The organism is Methylobacterium crusticola, assembly GCF_003574465.1.
Classification (GTDB): Bacteria; Pseudomonadota; Alphaproteobacteria; order Rhizobiales; family Beijerinckiaceae; genus Methylobacterium; species Methylobacterium crusticola.
On the sequence record NZ_QOWC01000018.1, the window covers coordinates 1 to 18,721 of the forward strand.

General features: G+C 74.1%; 16 protein-coding genes. 3 read left to right on the plus strand and 13 right to left on the minus strand.

Annotation, left to right across the window (positions count from 1 at the left end):
- The 10 genes from DT057_RS11995 to DT057_RS12040 form a co-directional block, all read right to left on the minus strand.
- Positions 1-374: biotin/lipoyl-containing protein (locus tag DT057_RS11995; RefSeq protein ID WP_338103505.1), on the minus strand; the 374-nt coding region annotated here is incomplete at its 3' end.
- 1 nt (position 375) lies between these two features.
- Positions 376-1,389: an alpha-ketoacid dehydrogenase subunit beta gene (locus DT057_RS12000; RefSeq protein ID WP_128562340.1), complete on the minus strand. Its 1,014-nt coding sequence runs from the start codon at positions 1,387-1,389 to the stop codon at positions 376-378.
- Between the two features lie 2 nt (positions 1,390-1,391).
- Complete coding sequence (locus DT057_RS12005; protein ID WP_128562341.1) at positions 1,392-2,624, minus strand: 3-methyl-2-oxobutanoate dehydrogenase (2-methylpropanoyl-transferring) subunit alpha; 1,233 nt, start codon at positions 2,622-2,624, stop codon at positions 1,392-1,394.
- A gap of 365 nt (positions 2,625-2,989) precedes the next feature.
- Complete coding sequence (locus tag DT057_RS12010) at positions 2,990-3,604, minus strand: helix-turn-helix domain-containing protein (protein ID WP_128562342.1); 615 nt, start codon at positions 3,602-3,604, stop codon at positions 2,990-2,992.
- Positions 3,605-3,741: 137 nt separating this feature from the next.
- A complete protein-coding gene (locus DT057_RS12015) occupies positions 3,742-5,040 on the minus strand; it encodes an NAD(P)/FAD-dependent oxidoreductase (RefSeq protein ID WP_238314081.1) in 1,299 nt (432 codons plus the stop codon).
- 34 nt (positions 5,041-5,074) lie between these two features.
- Positions 5,075-5,830 carry an SDR family NAD(P)-dependent oxidoreductase gene (locus DT057_RS12020; protein ID WP_128562344.1) on the minus strand — a complete coding sequence of 252 codons (756 nt, stop codon included), beginning with the start codon at positions 5,828-5,830 and terminating at the stop codon, positions 5,075-5,077.
- 25 nt (positions 5,831-5,855) lie between these two features.
- Positions 5,856-7,052 (minus strand): NADH:flavin oxidoreductase/NADH oxidase, encoded by a 1,197-nt coding sequence (locus DT057_RS12025; RefSeq protein WP_128562345.1) that lies wholly within the window; start codon positions 7,050-7,052, stop codon positions 5,856-5,858.
- Positions 7,053-7,070: 18 nt separating this feature from the next.
- A complete protein-coding gene (locus DT057_RS12030; RefSeq protein WP_128562346.1) occupies positions 7,071-9,089 on the minus strand; it encodes a hydantoinase B/oxoprolinase family protein in 2,019 nt (672 codons plus the stop codon).
- The gene (locus tag DT057_RS12035; RefSeq protein ID WP_128562347.1) at positions 9,086-11,134 is read right to left on the minus strand and encodes a hydantoinase/oxoprolinase family protein; all 2,049 of its coding nucleotides are present in this window, start codon (positions 11,132-11,134) and stop codon (positions 9,086-9,088) included. Before DT057_RS12035 ends, DT057_RS12030 begins: the two co-directional genes overlap by 4 nt.
- A 269-nt stretch (positions 11,135-11,403) precedes the next feature.
- On the minus strand, positions 11,404-12,447 hold the full coding sequence (locus DT057_RS12040; RefSeq protein WP_128562348.1) for an extracellular solute-binding protein: 1,044 nt from the start codon (positions 12,445-12,447) through the stop codon (positions 11,404-11,406).
- Between the two features lie 263 nt (positions 12,448-12,710).
- On the opposite strand from DT057_RS12040, the gene DT057_RS12045 reads away from it, so the two are divergent.
- From DT057_RS12045 to DT057_RS12055, 3 genes are read left to right on the plus strand one after another with little or no spacing between them, the layout of a single operon-like run.
- Entirely contained in the window at positions 12,711-13,793 is a 1,083-nt protein-coding gene (locus DT057_RS12045; RefSeq protein WP_128562349.1) for an ABC transporter ATP-binding protein, read from the plus strand.
- Positions 13,790-14,689, plus strand: coding sequence for an ABC transporter permease (locus DT057_RS12050; protein WP_238314082.1), 900 nt, complete (start codon positions 13,790-13,792; stop codon positions 14,687-14,689). Before DT057_RS12045 ends, DT057_RS12050 begins: the two co-directional genes overlap by 4 nt.
- Positions 14,686-15,546 carry an ABC transporter permease gene (locus tag DT057_RS12055; protein ID WP_238314083.1) on the plus strand — a complete coding sequence of 287 codons (861 nt, stop codon included), beginning with the start codon at positions 14,686-14,688 and terminating at the stop codon, positions 15,544-15,546. Before DT057_RS12050 ends, DT057_RS12055 begins: the two co-directional genes overlap by 4 nt.
- 82 nt (positions 15,547-15,628) lie before the next feature.
- Here DT057_RS12055 and DT057_RS12060 read toward each other — a convergent pair whose 3' ends face one another.
- The 3 genes from DT057_RS12060 to DT057_RS12070 all read right to left on the minus strand — a co-directional run bounded on the left by DT057_RS12060 (position 15,629) and on the right by DT057_RS12070 (position 18,688).
- Entirely contained in the window at positions 15,629-16,525 is an 897-nt protein-coding gene (locus DT057_RS12060) for a polysaccharide deacetylase family protein (RefSeq protein WP_128562350.1), read from the minus strand.
- A gap of 157 nt (positions 16,526-16,682) precedes the next feature.
- Positions 16,683-17,378, minus strand: coding sequence for a GntR family transcriptional regulator (locus DT057_RS12065; protein ID WP_128562351.1), 696 nt, complete (start codon positions 17,376-17,378; stop codon positions 16,683-16,685).
- Between the two features lie 143 nt (positions 17,379-17,521).
- Positions 17,522-18,688 carry a M20 family metallopeptidase gene (locus DT057_RS12070; protein ID WP_128562352.1) on the minus strand — a complete coding sequence of 389 codons (1,167 nt, stop codon included), beginning with the start codon at positions 18,686-18,688 and terminating at the stop codon, positions 17,522-17,524.
- Between the last annotated feature and the right edge of the window lie 33 nt (positions 18,689-18,721).

Below are 18,721 nucleotides of genomic sequence, written 5' to 3' on the forward strand. Positions count from 1 at the left end.
GGGGGCTCGAGGCCGTCGGCCGCGGGCTCGAGGGCCGCGACGGGCAGGCCCGCCTCCCGGCGCTCGGCCGCCGCGACCTCGGGCGCCACCGCGATCCCGGGCTCCGGCCCGGCCGGCGCCGCGCCGGCCTCTCCGTCGAGGGCCAGGCGGACGAGCTCGGCGCCCACCGCCAGGACCTGCCCGGCCTCGGCGCCGAGCGCCGCGACGGTGCCGTTCACCGGCGAGGGGATCTCCACCGTGGCCTTGTCGGTCATGACGTCGGCGAGCGGCTGGTCCTCGCGCACGACGTCGCCGACCTTGACGTGCCAGGCCGCGATCTCGGCCTCGGCCACGCCCTCGCCGATGTCCGGCAGCTTGACGATGCGGAACGCCATCTCAGCCCTCCATCGCCGCCAGAAGGGCGCGCCCGACGCGGTCCGGCCCCGGGAAGTAGGCCCATTCCTGCGCGTGCGGGTAGGGCGTGTCCCACCCGGCGACCCGGACGATCGGCACCTCGAGGTGGTAGAAGCAGGCCTCCTGCACCAGGGCGGCGAGCTCGGCGCCGAAGCCCGAGGTCAGGGTCGCCTCGTGGGCGATGACGCAGCGGCCGGTCTTGCGCACGGAGGCCTCGATCGCCTCCATGTCGAGGGGCAGCAGCGTGCGCAGGTCGATGATCTCGGCGTCGATCCCGGTCTCGGCCGCGGCCGCCTCCGCCACGTGCACGATGGTGCCGTAGGCCAGCACCGTCACGGCCGCGCCCTCGCGGCGCAGCGCCGCCTTGCCGAGGGGCACCGTGTAGTAGCCGTCCGGGACCTCGCCGCCCTCGTGCCGGGACCAGGGCGTGACCGGCCGGTCGTGGTGGCCGTCGAAGGGGCCGTTGTAGAGCCGCTTGGGCTCGAGGAAGATCACCGGGTCCGGGTCCTCGATCGCGGCGATCAGCAGCCCCTTGGCGTCGTAGGGGTTCGAGGGCACGATCGTCTTGAGGCCCGCCACGTGGGTGAACAGGGCCTCGGGGCTCTGGCTGTGGGTCTGGCCGCCGAAGATGCCGCCGCCCGTCGGCATGCGCACCACGAGGGGCGCCGAGAACTCGCCGCCCGAGCGGTAGCGCAGGCGCGCGGCCTCCGAGACGATCTGGTCGTAGGCCGGGTACATGTAGTCGGCGAACTGGATCTCGACGCAGGGGCGCAGCCCGTAGGCCGCCATGCCGACCGCGGCGCCGACGATGCCGAGCTCGCTGATCGGCGCGTCGAAGCAGCGGCTCCTGCCGAAGCGCTGCTGCAGGCCCTGCGTGCAGCGGAAGACGCCGCCGAAGTAGCCCACATCCTCCCCGAACACGACGACCGTCTCGTCGCGCTCCATCATCACGGCCATCCCGTCGCGGATGGCCTCGATCATCGTGCGGCGCGGCATGGTCAGTATCCCGCCTGCTGGCGCTGGCGGCGCAGGTGCGGCGGCATCTCGGCGAACACGCCCTCGAACATGTCGCGCGGCGAGGGCCTGCCGCCGGCGTGCAGGGTGCCGTGGCTCTCCGCCTCGCGCTGGGCCGCCACGACCTCGTCGAGGATCTCCGCCTCGCCCTGGCGGTGGCGCTCCTCCGACCAGGCGCCCCGGGCGATGAGGTGGGCCTTCAGGCGCATCACCGGGTCGCCGAGGGGCCAGGCGTCGAACTCGGTCTTGGGCCGGTAGGCGGAGGGGTCGTCCGAGGTCGAGTGGGCGCCCGCCCGGTAGGTCACGTACTCGACGAGGGTGGGCCCGAGGTTGCGCCGCGCGCGCTCGACGGCCCACTTCGCCACCGCGTGGACCGCGAGGTAGTCGTTGCCGTCGACCCGCAGCGCCGGGATGCCGAAGCCGTGCCCGCGCGCCGCGAACGTGGAGGAGCCGCCCCGGGCGAAGCCCTGGAAGGTCGAGATCGCCCACTGGTTGTTGACGATGTTGAGGACGACGGGGGCCCGGTAGGTCGACGCGAACACGAGGGCGGCGTGGAAGTCCGACTCGGCGGTCGAGCCGTCGCCGATCCAGCCCGCGGCGATCCGGGTGTCGTTCCGGATCGCCGAGGCCATGGCCCAGCCGACCGCCTGGACGTACTGGGTCGCGAGGTTGCCGGAGATCGAGAAGAACCCGTACTCCTTCGAGGAGTACATCACGGGGAGCTGGCGGCCGTGGAGCGGATCCTGCTCGTTGGAGTAGATCTGGCTCATCATGTCGACCATCGGGTAGCCGCCCGCGATGAGGAGGCCGGCCTGCCGGTAGGTCGGGAAGTTCATGTCGCCGGGCTCGAGGGCGCGCCGGAAGGCGGTGCTGACCGCCTCCTCGCCGAGGTGCTGCATGTAGAAGGAGGTCTTGCCCTGGCGCTGGGCCATGAGCATGCGGGCGTCGAAGGCGCGCAGCTTCATCATGTCGCGAAGCCCCGCCAGGAGCTCCTCGTCGGTCAGCGCGCCGGCCCAGGGCCCGACCGCGCGGCCCTCGCCGTCGAGGACCCGGATGATCGTGTAGGCGAGGTCGCGGATGTCGGCGGCCGGGACGTCGACCGCGGGGCGCCGGACGGCGCCCGCCTCCGGGATCTCGAGGTCGGCGAAGCTCGGGGTCCCGCCCGGGCGGACGGCCGGTTCGGGGACGTGGAGGCTCAGCGGAGCGGTTCCGGTCATCGCGTGCTCGGGGGGGTTGGGCGGGGGCGCGCCGGCCCGGCGCGGTCGGGGCGGGGAAGCGGGCGGGCGGAGCGGGGCGTCACCGCCGGGACCCGGGGCGGGAGCGGCCCGCGACCGGGTGCGCGGTCGCGCTCGCTCCCTCCCGGACCAGGCCTGCCCGAGGATCCTGCACGGTCTCGCCTCCCCCCAACATCCCGGAGGAGTAGCCGGATCCTGAGCGAAGTTGAAGCCCGCCCGGGCGAACTTCGCGCCCCGGCCCGAGGGACCCCGCCCCGGGCGGGCGTCGCGCACGAGGACCCCGCCCCGGGCGGGCGTCGCGCACCAGGACCCCGCCCCGGGCGGGCGTCGCGCAGCAGGGCCCGGCCTCAGGGGGGCGTCGCGTACTCGGCCCCCGCCATGATCCAGACGAACTCGGCCGGCCGGTCGCCGTCGTTCGAGAGGACGTGCGGCTGGTCGGCCCGGAACTGGAAGCTGTCGCCCTCGCCCAGCACGCTCTCGTCCCGGGCGACGGCGAGGCGGACGACGCCGCGCAGGACGAGCCCGGCCTTCTGCCCCTCGCCCATGATCATCTCGTCGATGCGCGAGCCGGGCGGCATGGTCACCAGCATGAAGCGCAGGCCCTCGGTGCCGGGCGGGGACAGGATCGCCTTGTCGATCCCGAGCGGGCCGACGCTGAGGTGGGGCCGCCGCGCGCGGCGGCGCACGAAGCCCGGCTCGGCGCCCGGGGCGGGCGCGCCCTCGATGAGCGTCATCAGGGAGACGTCGAGCGCGACGCGCAGGCGCTCCAGGATCTTCAGACTCGGGTTGCCGAGCCCGCGCTCGATCTGGCTGATGAGTCCCGCCGACACGCCGGCCTTGATGGCGAGCTCCGCGGTCGAGAGGCCGCCGCGCTGGCGCAGCGCTCGGACCCGCGCCCCCATGGCGGCGGTGTTGAGGGCGTCGCGCGGGCCGAGCGGCTCCGGCGTCGTGGTGGCGTCCATCTTCGTTGCTCTCCGGCCGCGCGCGATGGCGCATGAACCTCCCGCGGCGGCGCCCCGTCCGCCCCCTCGCGCCGCGCCCGCCCGGCCGTGACCGTCGCGTCCGCGGGGGACCTCCCCGGCGCGGGGCGGGCGCCGCCTCAAGCCCGCCGGCGGGCCACCCGCCGGGCGGCGAGCCGGTCCTGGAGGCTGTACCAGGCGAAGACGCCCGGCATGAACCACGCCCGCCCGTTGAGGAGCGGCACGTAGCCCGGCGGCCGGAACGCCAGGGCCGAGTCGCCCGCCTGGTCGCCCAGGACCTGGAGGGCGGCCTTCTGGCCGGCCCAGCGCGCCCAGACGACGCCGGAGCCGCAATAGCCCGCGGCGTAGCGCAGGCCGCGCCGGGTGAAGATGCGCGGGACCATGTCGCGGTTCATGGCGACGTGGCCGTACCAGCTGTGGGTGATCGCGCCGCCGTCGAGCTCGGGGAAGATGTCGGCGAGAGCCCGGCGCAGGTTCGCGGTCGGCCAGTCGGGGTCGCCCGCCACCGTCCCGTCCCGGCCGCCGAACAGGATGCGGGTGCCGTCAGGCGAGGGCCGGTAGTAGTAGTGGAGCTTGCGCGTCTCCGTGTACATCATCCGTGTCGGCATCAGCGCGCCCATCAGGTTCGGCGAGAGCGGCGCCGTGGCGATGATGCGGCTGCGCACCGGCACCAGGCGCCGGCGCAGCCAGGCGTCCGAGGCGTCGGTGTAGCCGTTGGTGCCCACGATGACGTGCCCCGCCCGCACGGTGCCCCGCGCCGTCGCGACCTCGTAGCCGCTCCCCTCGGGCCGCACGCCGCGCACCGCGGTCTCGCCGTGCACCACCGCACCGGCCGCCTCGGCGAGCCGCAGCATCCCGGCGTGGAACTTGGCGGGGTGCAGGCCGCCGATATCCATCCGGACGTTGCCGCCGTGGTAGTAGTCGGTGCCGATATAGGCGCGCTGCTCGGCCCGCGGGACGGCGTGCGCGTCGATGCCGAGGACGCGGTGGAGGTGCTCGGCATCGCGCGCGAGGCCCTCGTAATCCTCCGGCGTCGCCGCCCCGGCGAAGCGGCCCACGAGGGCGAAGTCGCAGTCGAGCCCCTCGCGGGCGATGAAGGCGTAGAGGTCCTCGCGGGCGGCCTTCGATTCCGCCAGGATCGCGTCCGCCCGGGCCTCGCCGAAGCGGCGGACCATCTCGGCCCGGCTCGGGCGCAGGTTGCCGCTCGTGATGCCGCCGTTGCGGGTGGAGGCCCCCTCCCCCGGCCGCATCTTGTCGAAGACCTGGACCGAGCGCCCGGCGCGGGCGAGGGTCAGGGCGGCGCTGAGCCCGGTGTAGCCGGCGCCCACCACCACGACGTCGCAGGTCCCCGCCACGGGCCGCGCCGCGGCCGAGGCCAGGGGGGCCGCCTGCCACCAGTATGCGTCGCGCTCGCTCAACGGTCCCTCCCCCGTGCCTGGCCGTGCGGCCGCCTCAGAGCCGGCCGCCATCGACCGCCAGCACCTGCCCGGTGATCCAGCCCGCCTGCTCGCTCGCCAGGAACAGGGCCGCGGCCGCGATGTCCTCGGCCCGGCCGAGGCGGCGGGTGTGCAGGGATTCGAGCACGCGCTGCTGGCCGGCCTCGCCGTAGGCCGCCCACTGGGCGTGGGTCGCCGGGTTCGTCAGGATCAGGCCCGGCGCCACCCCGTTCACCGTGGTGCCGTGCGGCCCGAGCTCCCAGGAGAGCTGGCGCACCACCCCGATGAGGGCGTGCTTGGCCGCCGCGTAGGCCTGGATGCCGGTGAGGCTCGGGCGCAGGCCGGCCCCGGAGGCGATCGCCACGATCCGGCCCCAGCCCGCCTGCCGCAGGTGCGGGCCCGCGGCCTGCGCGATCCAGAAGGCGGCGTCGACGTTGGCCTCGAACAGGGCGCGCCAGGCCTCCTCGGTGATCTCCTCGATCGGGCGCCCGACCTGGCCGCGCACGCCGCCGGCCGCGAGCGCCAGCACGTCGAGGCGCCCCTCGCGGGCGAGCACCTCGGCCACGAGGGCGTGGGCGGCGGCCCGGTCGGCGAGGTCGGCCGCGTGGGCCGGCGCGCCGAGGTCGCGGCCCGCCGCCGCGACGCCCTCGCGGTCGAGGTCGGCGAGGTGGACGCGGGCGCCGGCCTGCGCGAAGGCCCGCGCCATGGCGCGCCCGATGCCCTGGGCGGCCCCCGTCACCAGGACCACGCGTCCCTCGAGGCGGATGTCCATCGCGGTTCTCCGAGGTGTGAGGCCGTCAGGCCGAGATGCCGATCCGGTCGCGCATCTCGAGCCACCAGCCGTAGGAGGGCGGCCAGTGCCGCCAGTCGGGATCGGCGCCGAGGGCCTGCGCGGCGTGGAGCGCCCAGTGCGGGTCCGTCAGCGCCTCGCGGCCGATGGCGACGAGGTCCGCCTGCCCGGCCCGCAGGATGGCCTCCGCCTGCGGGCCGTCGAGGATCACGCCCACCGCCATCGTGGGGATCCCGGCCTCGCGGCGGATCGCCTCGGCGTAGGGCACCTGGTGGCCGCGCCGCAGCCGCGTGCGCGTCTTGACGAAGTCCATCATCGAGTTCTCGGCCCGGATGCCGCCCGAGGAGCAGTCGATGACGTCGACGCCCCGCTCCGCCAGCGCCCGCGCCAGCACGATGCTGTCCTCGATGGTCCAGCCGTCCGTGCGGGCGTCGAGGTCCCGGCGCCAGTCGACGCAGGAGATCCGCACGAGGAGCGGCCTGCCGGAGGGCCAGTGCGCCCGCACGCTCTCGGCGATCTCGAGGAGGATGCGCATCCGCCCGGCGCGGTCGCCGCCGTAGGCGTCCTCGCGGGTGTTCGACACCGGGGAGAGGAAGGAGTGGATGAGGTAGCCGTGGGCCGCGTGGATGTCGAGGACGTCGAAGCCCGCCCGCGCCGCCCGCCCGGCCGCCCGGCCGTAATCCTCGACGAGGCGCGCGATCTCGTCCGGCGTCATGGCGCGGGGCTGGTGCCAGCCCTCGACGCTGCGGCCGGCCGAGGCGCCGACGGGCTGCCAGGGCGCCTCGCCCCGGGCCGCCTCCGCGGCGCCGAGGGGGCCGAGCCCCTCCCAGGGCCGCTGGCGCGAGGATTTCGGGCCGGCATGGTGGAGCTGGGCCGCCGCGAGGCTGCCCTCCCCCTGCAGGAAGGCGGCGATGCGCGAGAGCGGCGCGACGTGGTCGTCCGACCAGATCCCGAGGTCGCCGTAGGTGTTGCGCCCGACCGGATCGACGATCAGGGCCTCCGTCATCACGGTGCCGGCGCCCCCGACCGCGTACTTGGCGAGGTGCTGGAAGTGCCAGTCCGTCGCGAGGCCGTCCGGCCCGGCCTTGTACATCTGCATCGGGGCGATCACGATCCGGTTCGGGAACGTGACCCCGCGCAGGCGCCAGGGGCTGAACAGCAGCGGGGCGCCGGCGGGGGGCGGGGCGGCGGGGCGATCGGTCATGCGGGTCCCTCCTCCCGGCTACTCGGCCGCCGCGGCCCGGCCCGGCCCGGCGCCGGGCAGGCCGGGCAGGTCGCCGAAGCGCCCGCGCAGCGCCTCGTAGGCGGCCTCGACGTCGGGCGCGCCGCCGCCGAGCGGCGCCTCCCGGTCCTTGAGCGCGGCGAAGAGCTGGTGCTTGACGAAGAAGCGCCAGGTCACCGGCACCAGGGCGAGGATGCGCGTCAGCGCGTCGTAGCGCTCCTGCGTCCAGACCCGCTCGAAGGCCCGGCGCCCCGGCCCGTGGCCGAACTCCGGCGCCGAGCGCCCCCGGGCCATCTCGCCCCGCAGGCGCGCGGTCGCGGCCGCGTCGAGGGTCGGGCCGTCGGCCACGACGACGCCGTAATCGGAGCGCGCCCGCGCGGCCGAGACGAAGCCCCGGCGCACGTCGGCGAGCACCTCCTCCTCCGGCCGCTCCAGCGGGTCGCCGTAGCCCCCGGCCCCCGGCCCCTGGATCAGGATGACGTCGCCCGGGTCGCACGGGACGATGTCGGTCGAGCCGAGCTCGACGCAGTGCGCCGTGCCGGGGTTCCTGGCGAAGCGCGAGGTGGCGCCCGAGCCCCCGCCCCTGAGGCCCCAGGCCGAGAACACCGAGCGGTCGCGGTTGCGCGCCGTCACCATCGATTGCGGCGCGAAGAGCTGGAACTCCATCTCAAGGGCGGTGCCGCCCCGATGGCGCCCCGGGCCGCCGGAATCCGGCACGAGCCCGTAGCGCAGGATCCGCACCGGCACCTCGGCCTCGTTGATCTCGACCGGGGTGTTCTTGAGGTAGGACATGTTGGCGCCGCAGCCCTCGGCGCCGTCCGCCCGCGGGCTGCCGCCCCCGCCCCCGCCGACCGGCCCGATCGACGCCATCACGGAGCGCCCGGCCCGGGTCGTGGTCTTGACGTTCATCAGGCTCATGCCGCTGCCGGGCGAGGCCGGCATGCGGTCCGGCAGGGCGCGGCAGAAGGCCCCGAGGACGACCGTCTGGGCGAGGTTGCACATCAGGCTGCGCATGCCGACCGCCGCCGGCATCACGGCGTTCATCACCGAGCCCTCGGGCAGGATCGCCCGCGCCGGCCGCACGAAGCCGGCGTTGAGCAGGGCGGTGCGGTCCTGGCTGTAGAGGGCGTAGACGACGCCCACCATGGCGAGGGCGTGCCGCTCCTTGCCGCCGGTCGGGACGTTGAGCGAGGAGGCGAGCTGCGGGTCGCTGCCCGTGTAGTCGAGCGTCAGGGTGTCGCCGTGGATCGTCAGGGTGACGGCGACCCGGACCGGGTAGCCGCCGGCCTGGTCCTCGTCGGCGTAGTCGGCGAAGAAGTACGCGCCGTCCGGGATCCCGCGGATCACCGCGCGCGCCTGGTTCTCGGCGTAGTCGAGCAGGTCGCCGAGGCCGGACCGGAACGCGTCCCGGCCGAAGCGGTCGATGATCTCGTGGATCTTGCGCTCGCCGACGTTGACGCAGGCGATCTGGGCGTTGAGGTCGCCCCAGTTCTGCTCGGGCAGGCGCACGTTGTTGGCGATCAGGCGCAGCAGGTCCTCGTTCATCACGCCGTCGCGCATGAGGCGCATCGGCGGGATGCGCAGGCCCTCCTGGTGGATCTCCGTCAGGCTGCGCGAGAGCGTCGCCGGCACGGCGCCGCCGACGTCGGTGTTGTGGATGTGGCAGCCGACGAAGCAGACGATCTCGCCGTCGCGGAAGACCGGCTTCCAGATGTGGACGTCCGGCGTGTGGGTGGCGACGTACCCGGCGTAAGGGTCGCTCGTCAGGCAGATGTCGCCCTCGCGGTAGTCGAAGAGCGGGATCACCTCGCCGTAATCGAGGCCCGTGTACCAGGTCGCCCCGAAGGTCTTGGGCGAGGCGACGGTCAGGCCCTCGGGCGTGAGGACCTGGCAGGAGAAGTCCTCGGTCTCCTTGACGAAGGTCGAGTGGGCCGTGCGCATGAGCGTCCAGCCCATGCTCTCGGCCGCGGCCGCGCAGTAATTGGCGAGGACCTGGAGGTTCGTGCTGTCGAGCGTCACCGTGCGGCCTCCGGGGTGATGCGCAGGTTGGCGTACTCGTCGACCCGCGCCGCGAAGCCGGGCGGCAGGACCGTGGTGCAGTCGTCCTGGGTGACGACGGCGGGTCCCGCGAAGGTCTGGCCGGGCAGGAGGTCGGCCCGGGCGTAGACCGCCACGCGCCGCGCGGCGCCGTCGAGCCAGACCTGCGCCGACGCGGCGGCCGGCGCGGCGCCGGGCGTGAGCGGGTGCCGGGGGAAGCGGGGCTTGGCGGTCCTGCCGCTGATCACGAGGCGCAGCGAGATGATCTGCACGGCGGCCTGGCGGTCGGCGTGGCCGTAGACCCGGGCGTGCTCGGCGTGGAAGGCCTCGGCGATGGCTGCCACGTCCCCGGCCTGCGCGCCCGCGCGGTCGACGGGCGTGTCGATCTCGAAGGACTGGCCGCGGTAGCGGATCTCCGCCGAGCAGGTCAGCTCGTAGGGGCCGTCGTAGCCCTGGTCCCGGCGCAGCCACGCGACGGCGCTCTCCTCCAGGGCCGCGAGCTCGGCCCGGATCGTCGGCGCGAGCGCCGGATCGAGGTCGGCGTAGAGGGTCTTGATGAAGTCGTTCTTGAGGTCCGCGATCAGGCCGCCGAGGGCGCTCAGCACGCCCGGGGTCTGCGGCACCACCACCTCGCGCATCCCGAGCTCCCGCGCCAGGAAGCAGGCCATCATCGGGCCGGCGCCCCCGAAGGCGAGGCAGGAGAATTCCCGCGGGTCGATGCCGAAGCGGGACACCAGGGCGCTGACGTCGGTGTACATCCCCGACACGGCGATGCGGATGATCGCCTCGGCGGTCTCCTCGACCGTGCGCCCGAGCGGCCCGGCGAGCGCCCCCACGGCGGCCCGGGCGCGCTCGCGGTCGATCGTCACCGCCGCGTAGCCGATCTCGGCGAGGCCCACGAGGCCGAGGGCCGCGAAGGCGTCCGTGATGGTGGCGCGGGTGCCGCCGCGGCCGTAGCAGGCCGGGCCGGGACGCGAGCCGGCGCTCTCCGGGCCGACCTTGAGGACGCCCTGGCCGTCGATCCAGGCGATCGACCCGCCGCCCTCCCCGATCGAGCTCACGGAGACGGACGGGATGTAGATCTGGAAGTCGCCGATCTGCTCGCCGACCCCGTACTGGGGCTTGCCGTCGACGATGATGGCGACGTCGGCGCTGGTGCCGCCGATGTCGAGGCTCATGCAGCGGGCGATGCCGCAGGTCTCGGCGACGTAGCTCGCGCCGATCACCCCGGAGGCCGTGCCCGACAGGATCATCTGCACGCATTGCTGCTTGCCCTGCTCGGCCGTCATGACGCCGCCGTTCGACTTCGTCAGGCGCGGCTCGGCCGCGACCCCGATGGTCTTGAGCGCGGCCTGGAGCGAGCCGAGGTAGTGCGAGACCCGGGGCTGCACGTAGGCGCCGATGGCCGCCGTGATGGTGCGCTCGTACTCGCGGATGATCGGCCAGGTCTCGCTGGAGCAGAACACCGGCAGGCCCGGCGCCAGGCGCTCGACCAGCGCCTTGGCGGCGTGCTCGTGGGCGGGGTTGCGGTAGGCGTGGAGGAACGACACCACGATGCCCTCCGCGCCCGCGCTGCGGGCGCCCTCGACCGCGCGGGCGACGCTGCCGGGATCGAGGGGCTCGAGCTCGTGCCCCTCCGCGTCGAGGCGGCCCGCGACCCCGAACACGAGGTCGCGGGTGACGAGGGGCGCGGGCCGCTTCGACAGCAGGTTGTACATGTCCGGGATCTTGAGGCGGGCGATCTCCAGGACATCGCGAAAATGCTCGGTGGTCAGGAGCGCGAGCCGCAGGCCCTTGCGCTGGATCACCGTGTTGACGCCGACCGTGGTGCCGTGGGTGAAGTAGGCGATGTCGGCCGGGCTGATCCCGTAGCGCTCGCCCGCGAGGCGGATGCCCTCCAGCACCTCCGCGCCGGGCTCGTCGGGGCGCGAGAACACCTTGAGGCTCCTGAGGCTCTGCGTCGCCTCGTCGAACAGGGCGAAGTCCGTGAACGACCCGCCGATGTCGACGCCAACCCGATAACCCATGCCGCACTCCCCGGGGCCGGTCGCGCCGGCCCAAAAACCCTGATCCGGGCACCCCGCCGGCGGGCGGGGCGCGTGATGCCGGCCCCGACGGCGTCCCCGGCCGCGAGGAGCCGGTTCCGGTCGCGGGCCCGTCCCGCGGCGCCCCGCCGGAGCCCCGCTCCGGCGGGGCTCCCGGGCGCTGTCGGGTGCGGCGGAGCCCCGCTCCGGCGCAGGCGTCCGCGCGCGGACGTCCGGGCGGGTGCCGGCCGCGACCGGTGCGGGCGCGCGCGCTAGCGCCCGATCTCCTTGTTCCAGGTCTCGACCCACTTCGCCTGGCGCGGCGGGATGTCGGTGAAGGGCGGGAAGATCAGCCGCGACGGCTCGGTGATCTCGTGCCGGATCGCCGCGTCGAAGGTCGCGTCCTTGTTGACGACGCCGTACCGGATCGCGCTGCCGAAGCAGGATTGCGCCTCGGGGCTGAGGGACATGTCGGCGAAGGCGTAGCCGAGGTCGCTGCTGTTCTTGATCTTCTGGATCCAGGTCAGCCCCACGACGACGCCGGGATCGGGCGAGACGTACTTGTACTGCGGGTTCTTGTCGTCGATGAAGGCCCAGGCGCGCCCGTCCCAGTACATCGCCATGTCGATGTCGCCGCTCCTCAGCCCGTTGAGGACGCTGTTGGGATCGCTCCAGAGGCTGAGGTTGCCGCTCTTCTGCATGCGCTTGACCTGGGCGAGGCCGGGCGCGATGTCGTCGATGCCGCCGCCGTAGATCTTCGAGAACATCCAGACCGAGATGGTGAGGCCGCCGCTCGGGTAGTTGATGCTCGGCATGGCGGCCTTCCACTTGCCCGCGACCGTGCCCTCGACGAAGGCCTTCCAGTCCTTCGGCGGCTCCTTCACCGTCTCGGAATTGTAGATCAGGCCCATGCCGCCGTAATTGTGCGGCGCGCCGTAGCCGTCGCCGAGGCTCTTGAACTGCGGCGCGAGGTTCGCGGCGTTCGGCACCCGGTCCGGCGGGAAGCGGTCGACGAGGCCGCGGTTGATCGCGTCGAAGGCCGTCTCGGAGGGGTTGTAGACGATGTCGAGGGGCGGCTTGCCGGGGCTCGCGGCGATCTGGTTCAGCCACTGGATCGGGGCCCCGAGCACGACGTCGACGGTCTTGCCGGTCTTCTTCTGGAAAGGCTCGACCACGCAGCGCCGCAGGCTCTGCTCCCAGACGCCCCCGAAGGCGCCCACGACGAGGTCGGCCGCCGGCGCCGCCGAGGCGCCGCCCGCCAGGATCGCGGCGGCGCAGAGCGCGGCCCTGGTTCTCGTACCGACGGTGACGCGCATGGGGCCGACTCCCTCGCTGAACGGGCGACCGCGCTGTTATTCACTATGATGAATGCGGGCACAACCACCCGGCCGGTAAAAATCGGCGCCTGCCCAAGAAGGCACCATCTGCACAAAGATCTTACAAGGGCGTCGGGACCGGTCGGGCGCCCGCGAAAATGATCTTGCGGCGCGGTTGCGGAGGCCGTTCAATTCATTCTATTGAATGAGCGAGGACACCCTGCGCGGCCGCCGCCCCGGGGTCGCGCCCCGAGGGACCGCCCATGACGAGCGCCGTGCCGCTGAAGCTCATCGAGGTCAGCAAGAGCTTCGGCTCCCTCCAGGCGCTGAAGCCCCTGACGCTCGGCATCGGCGGCGGCGAGATGCTGGCCCTGCTCGGGCCCTCGGGCTGCGGCAAGACCACGACCCTGCGGATCATCGCGGGCTTCGAGGCGCCCGACACCGGACAGGTCGTGATCGGGGGCGTCGACGTGACCGACCTCCCGCCGAACCGGCGCGGCCTCGGCATGGTGTTCCAGAACTACAGCCTGTTCCCGCACATGAGCGTCGGGGCGAACGTCGCCTACGGGCTCAGGATGCGGGGCGTGCCGGCGGCCGAGCGCACCGCGCGGGTGCGCCGGATCCTCGGCCTCGTGCGCCTCGAGCAGTACGAGGACCGGCAGATCCACCAGCTCTCGGGCGGCCAGCAGCAGCGCGTCGCCCTGGCGCGCTCCCTCGTGACGAACCCCTCCGTCCTCCTCCTCGACGAGCCGCTCGGCGCCCTCGACAAGAACCTGCGCGAGCGCATGCAGTTCGAGCTGCGGGAGATCCAGCGGCGCCTCGGCATCACGTCGATCATCGTCACGCACGACCAGGAGGAGGCCCTGACGATGAGCGACCGGGTCGCCGTGATGGCGGAGGGCCGCATCGTCCAGGTCGGGCCGCCGACGGAGGTCTACGAGCACCCGCGCACCCGCTTCGTCTCGGAGTTCCTCGGCACCGCCAACATCTTCTCGGGCATCGTCGCGGACCGGGCCGGGCCGCGTTCCTGGTCGGTCGCCCTCGACCTCGACCGCTCGCCCCGGAGCCTCGTCGAGAGCGACGAGGCCCTGGCGGCGGGGCACCGGGTTCTGCTGGCGGTCAGGCCCGAGCGCCTGAAGCTCGGCCCGCCCGAGGCGGACGGCATCCGGGCGAGGGTCCAGGACGTCGTCTTCCGGGGCAGCTACTTCGCCTACGAGCTCGCGGTCCCGGGCAGTCCCGGGCCGGTCTTCGCCTACGCCCAGGCCCGCGAGGCGGTGCCGGCCGACGGGATCGTCGGCGTCTCCTGGGGGGCCGGGGGCGCCATCGTGCTCCGGGACGCGCCGTGAGCGTCGACGTCGAGCAGGCCCCCGCCGCCCTCGCGGCGCTCCCGGCCCGCCGCCCGGGCGGTCCCTACCGGCTGGCGCGGTCGACCTGGACCGTGCCGGTCCTCGTCTTCCTCGGCTTCTTCTTCGTGATCCCGCTCGGCGCCAACATCTGGCGCAGCCTCGCGACCGGCGACGCCCTGACGCAGGGCGCCTTCGTCTTCTACGGCAAGCTCCTGGGCGACGCCTACTACGCGGGCATCCTCTACGAGACCTTCAAGGTCGGGGTGATCGCCACCGCCCTCAGCCTCGTCCTCGGCTACCCGGTCGCCTACTTCATGGTGCGCCACGCCGGGCGCTGGAACGGCGTGATCGTGTTCCTGCTCATCGCGCCGCTGCTCACCTCGATCATCATGCGCACCTTCGGCTGGCGCGTGCTCCTGGCCCGGCGCGGCCCGGTGACGATGCTGCTGCACGACTGGGGCCTGATCGCGCGGCCGACGAACCTCGCCGACGATCCCGTGGCGGTCTACGTCGCCCTCGTCCACGTGCTGGTGCCGTTCATGGTCCTGTCGATCTCGGCGGTGCTCCAGCAGGTGGACGTGCGGCTCGAGGAATCCTCCCGCGTGCTCGGGGCCGGCCCCCTCGCGACCTTCTTCCGGATCACCCTGCCGCTCAGCCTGGACGGGGTCGCCACCGGCTGCATCCTGGTCTTCGTCGTCACGAACGGCAGCTTCCTCACCATGCTGCTCCTCGGGGGCGGCAAGGTCACCACGCTGTCGCTCCTGATCTACCAGCAGTTCAACGTCGCGCAGGACACCGGCTTCGCGGCCGCCATGGGCAACCTGCTCCTGTTCGTCGCCCTCGCCTGCCTGGCGCTCCAGGCCCGGTTCCTGCGCCGCCAGGGGATCAGGCCGTGACCCCGCCCGCCGCATACCCCGCGCCGGGAGGGGCCGGCGCCCCGGCGCCCCGGCGCCGCCGCAGGCGCCCGAACTGGGCGGCGCTCGCCCTCGGCGCCTACGTGGTGGCGTTCCTGGGCTTCATCGTGGCCCCGATCGCCGCCGTGGTGATGGTGTCGTTCTCCACCGCCTCGTTCATCACCTTCCCGATCCCGGGCCTGACGCTGCGCTGGTACTGGCGCATCATCGAGTACCGGCCCTTCGTCGACGCGATGATCGTCTCGATCGAGGTCGCCCTCGCGTCGACCCTGATCGCGGCCGCGCTCGGGGTGCCGGCCGCCCTTGCGCTCGCCCGGGCGCGGGGCGCCGCGAGCGCCCTCCTGTCGAACTTCCTGCTCGCGCCGATCACCGTGCCGGCGATCGTGCTCGGCCTCGCGCTGCTCTACTTCCTGGCGAGCCTGTCCCTCGGCCTGTCCTTCACCGCGCTGCTCATCGCCCACACGGTCGCGGGCATCCCCTACGTGGTCAGGACCGTGCTGGCGGTCTACCGCGCCCTGCCGCCGGACCTCGAGGAGGCCTCGGCCGTGCTCGGGGCCACCCGCTGGCAGACCTTCCGGCACACCACGCTGCCGCTGATCCGGCCCGGCATCTTCGCGGGCGGGCTGTTCTCCGTGCTGACCTCCCTCGACAACCTGCCGCTGTCGTTCTTCTTCGGGAGCGCCAGCACCAGCACGCTGCCGGTGGTGATGCTGAGCTACATGGAGAACCAGTTCGACCCCTCGATCGCCGCCGTCAGCACGGTCCAGATGCTGATCGCCGTCGTGGCGCTCGTCGTCACGGACCGCCTCTACGGCATCGAGAAGCTCACCGCCGCCTGAGGGATCCCGGGCGGCGCCGGGACCGCGCGGCGGCGCCGGGACCGCGCGGCAGCGCCGGGACCGCGCGGCGCCGCCCGCGCCCCTACCCGTGCGCCTTGGCGTAGGCGGCGATCTCGGCGTGGGTCGCGAACCACACATCGCCCCGCGCCTTGGCGTGCCGGACGATCTCCTCGAGGATCCAGATCCGCGAGCGGTAGCCGATGATGTGCGGGTGCATGGTGAGCTGGAACAGGCCGCCCTCCGCGTAGGCGGCGTCGAACTCCCGCCGGAAGATGTCGAGGACGTCGGCGGGCGGCGTGTAGGGCCGCAGGGACTGGAAGCGGTGCATCATGAAGTAGACCGCGTCGTCGCGCACCCACTCGACCGGCAGCTCGACGATGCCGGTCGGCTCGCCGTGGAGCAGGAGCTCGTAGCAATCCTCGTCGGCCATGAGCGAGGAATCGTAGGCGAGGCCCATCTCCTTCTCGATCGCCAGCGTGTTCGGGCTGAAATCCCAGGACGGCGTGCGCAACCCCACCGGGCGCGTGCCCGTGACGGTCTCGAGGGCGTCGGCGGAGCGCAGCATCAGGTCGCGCTCGGCCTCGTAGGGCAGGACCGAGTTCAGCTCGTGGATCCAGCCGTGGATGCCGATCTCGTGGCCGTTCGCCACGAGGCGGCGCTGCTCGTCCGGGTACAGCAGGGCGGCGACGGCCGGGACGTAGAAGGTCGCCCTGACGCCGTGGCGCTCGAGGAGCGCCTCGATCCGGGGCACCCCGACCCGGTTGCCGAACTGGCCCCAGGACATGCGGCCGATGGACTTGCCGCCCTCGCGCAGCTCGTTCGTCTCGTGGTCGGAATCGAACGACAGCGCGACCGCGCAGCGCGCCCCGTCCTTCCAGCGCTGCGGGCGGTAGCGCCGGCCCGCCCGCACCTGCTCGACCAGCTTGCGCCAGTGCGGCTCGCTCCACTGCCAGGGCTCGGTCGTCGTGGCGTCGGGCATCGGTTCGGCTCCGCGTGAGGCTCCCGCCCGGCACCCGCCGTGCGGGACGGCGCCGGGCGGCACCAGGGTCGGCGAGGCGCCCCGCGCCCGCAAGGGCACGGTCGGGAGGGCAGCTATGCGGGAGGAGCCCACGGCGCTCGCGCCGCCGGGGCCCCGCTCACCGCCGGCGCTCGCGGGGGGGCGGCGCCTCGGCGAGCTGCCGGAGGGCCGCGTCCCGGGCGCGGCCGACCGATTCGGCGATCAGGCGGGCGGCGGTCTCGGCGTCGCGCGCCCGCACGGCCGCCAGCACGGCGCTGAGTTCCTCGATGCTGGCGGCGATCCGCCCCGGCACCGCCATGGCGCGGACCCGCAGCCAGTTGATCCGCGCGTTGAGCTGGGCCAGCAGGTCGCGGGCGAGGGCGTGGTCGGCCACCGCCACGAGGTGCGCGTTGAAGCGCAGCATCAGGCCGACGATCTCCGGCACCGCCTCCGCGGCCGCGGCCCGCCGCACCTCCGCGAAGATCGCGCACAGGCCCTCGACCTCCGCCTCGCTCGCCACCGCGGTGAAGCGCCGGATCAGCAGGCTCTCGAGCATCGCCCGGACCTCGTAGATCTCGGCCGCCTCCTTGGCGCTCAGCGTCATCACGGTCGGGCCGCGGCGGGGCGCCACCGAGACGAGGCGCTCGGCCTCCAGGCGACGGATCACCTCGCGCACCGAGGCCCGGCTGATGCCGAGGGCCTGGCACAGTTCCCGCTCGACGAGGCGCGTCCCCGGCGCCAGGCGCCCGTCCACGATCGCGTCGCGGATGGTCTCGAAGGCCTGCTGGCGGACCAGCACGGGGGGTTCCAGCGCCGCGAGCGCACCGGCGAGCATCGCTGTCCTGCCTCCTCGGGAATGCCGCCGGCCCCCCGGCGGGGCGCCCGACCGGACCCTGAGTACCTGCTTTGCCGCGCGGCCGGACGGGGAAACGGTGCCGCGCCGGTGCGCGCCGCGCGCCGCGCGCCGGCGCCGCGCCCTCAGCCCCCGGCGGCGAGGCCCGCGATCGTCTGCGCCAGGGCCTGCGCGCGGGGCACCAGGGTGGCGAGTTCGAGGTACTCCTCCGGGCTGTGCGCGCCGCCCCCGACCGGGCCCACGCCGCACAAGGTCGGGGTCCCCACGGCGGCGGTCAGCCCGGAATCGGCGCAGGAGCGCGTGAACTCGCCGCCCACCGGGAAGCCGACCACCCGGGCCGCCTCCACGTAGGCCTCGAACAGGGCCTTCGCCCCGGGCGACTGCACCATCGGGTAGAACTCGCCCAGGATCGCGACCTCGGCGCTCGTGCCCGGGACGCTCGTCTCGGCGGCGATGGCCCGGATGCGCGCGACGAGGTGGTCGCGGGCCCCCGGGTCGGCGTAGCGCAGGTCGATCTCGCACGCCGCGTCGGGCGCGACGGTGTTGACCGACTGCCCGCCCGAGATCAGGCCGACGTTGACGGTGGTGCCGGGCTCGGATTCCGGCAAGCTCATCCAGCGGTCGATCTTGCGCGCGAGGGCCAGGATCGCGCTGCGCCCGTCCTCGAAGTTCAGCCCGGCATGGGCCGCCCGGCCGGCGAGGGTGCAGCGGAAGAAGATGCCGCCGCGCCGCCCCGTCACCACGTTGCCGCTGACCCGGCCGGGTTCGGCGTTGAGGACGCAGCGCGCCGCGCGGGCCTCCTCGGCGATGATCGGACTCGCGCCGGGCGAGCCGATCTCCTCGTCCCCCGTGAACAGGCCGACGAGGGGCAGCGGCGCCCCGCCCGCCGCCGCGAAGGCCGCGAGCACGAAGGCGTGGAGGACGAGGCCCGCCTTCATGTCGGCGACGCCGGGCCCGTAGGCGCGGCCGTCGCGCACCGAGAACGGCCGCCGCGCCGCCTCGCCCCGGGGGAAGACCGTGTCGCGGTGGCCGAGCAGCAGCACCGGCCGCCCGCCCTCCGCGCCGCCCGCCCCCCGCTCCGGCAGGGCGGCCCGGAACACGTCGCCCTGGGGCGCGACCGGAATGCGCGTGCAGGCGATGCCGGCGCCGGCCAGGAACTCCGCGAGCGCGGTTCCGACCGCGTCGACGCCCGGCTTGTCGTAGGAGCCGCTGTCGCGGTTCACCAGGGTCCCGAGCAGCGCCACCATGGCGTCGTGCCGCGTCGCGAGCCATTCCGCGGCGGGGTGCATCATCGTCGGCCTCCGTGCCCTCGCGTGTCCCGGCGC

Bases quoted from the DNA above. Each gene is read 5' to 3' on its own strand.
- DT057_RS12070 (WP_128562352.1), bottom strand. From the start codon at position 18,688: ATGATGCACCCCGCCGCGGAATGGCTCGCGACGCGGCACGACGCCATG.
- DT057_RS12000 (WP_128562340.1), bottom strand. From the start codon at position 1,389: ATGCCGCGCCGCACGATGATCGAGGCCATCCGCGACGGGATGGCCGTG.
- DT057_RS12060 (WP_128562350.1), bottom strand. From the start codon at position 16,525: ATGCCCGACGCCACGACGACCGAGCCCTGGCAGTGGAGCGAGCCGCAC.
- DT057_RS12010 (WP_128562342.1), bottom strand. From the start codon at position 3,604: ATGGACGCCACCACGACGCCGGAGCCGCTCGGCCCGCGCGACGCCCTC.
- DT057_RS12065 (WP_128562351.1), bottom strand. From the start codon at position 17,378: ATGCTCGCCGGTGCGCTCGCGGCGCTGGAACCCCCCGTGCTGGTCCGC.
- DT057_RS12020 (WP_128562344.1), bottom strand. From the start codon at position 5,830: ATGGACATCCGCCTCGAGGGACGCGTGGTCCTGGTGACGGGGGCCGCC.
- DT057_RS12025 (WP_128562345.1), bottom strand. From the start codon at position 7,052: ATGACCGATCGCCCCGCCGCCCCGCCCCCCGCCGGCGCCCCGCTGCTG.
- DT057_RS12035 (WP_128562347.1), bottom strand. From the start codon at position 11,134: ATGGGTTATCGGGTTGGCGTCGACATCGGCGGGTCGTTCACGGACTTC.
- DT057_RS12045 (WP_128562349.1), top strand. From the start codon at position 12,711: ATGACGAGCGCCGTGCCGCTGAAGCTCATCGAGGTCAGCAAGAGCTTC.
- DT057_RS12005 (WP_128562341.1), bottom strand. From the start codon at position 2,624: ATGACCGGAACCGCTCCGCTGAGCCTCCACGTCCCCGAACCGGCCGTC.
- DT057_RS12040 (WP_128562348.1), bottom strand. From the start codon at position 12,447: ATGCGCGTCACCGTCGGTACGAGAACCAGGGCCGCGCTCTGCGCCGCC.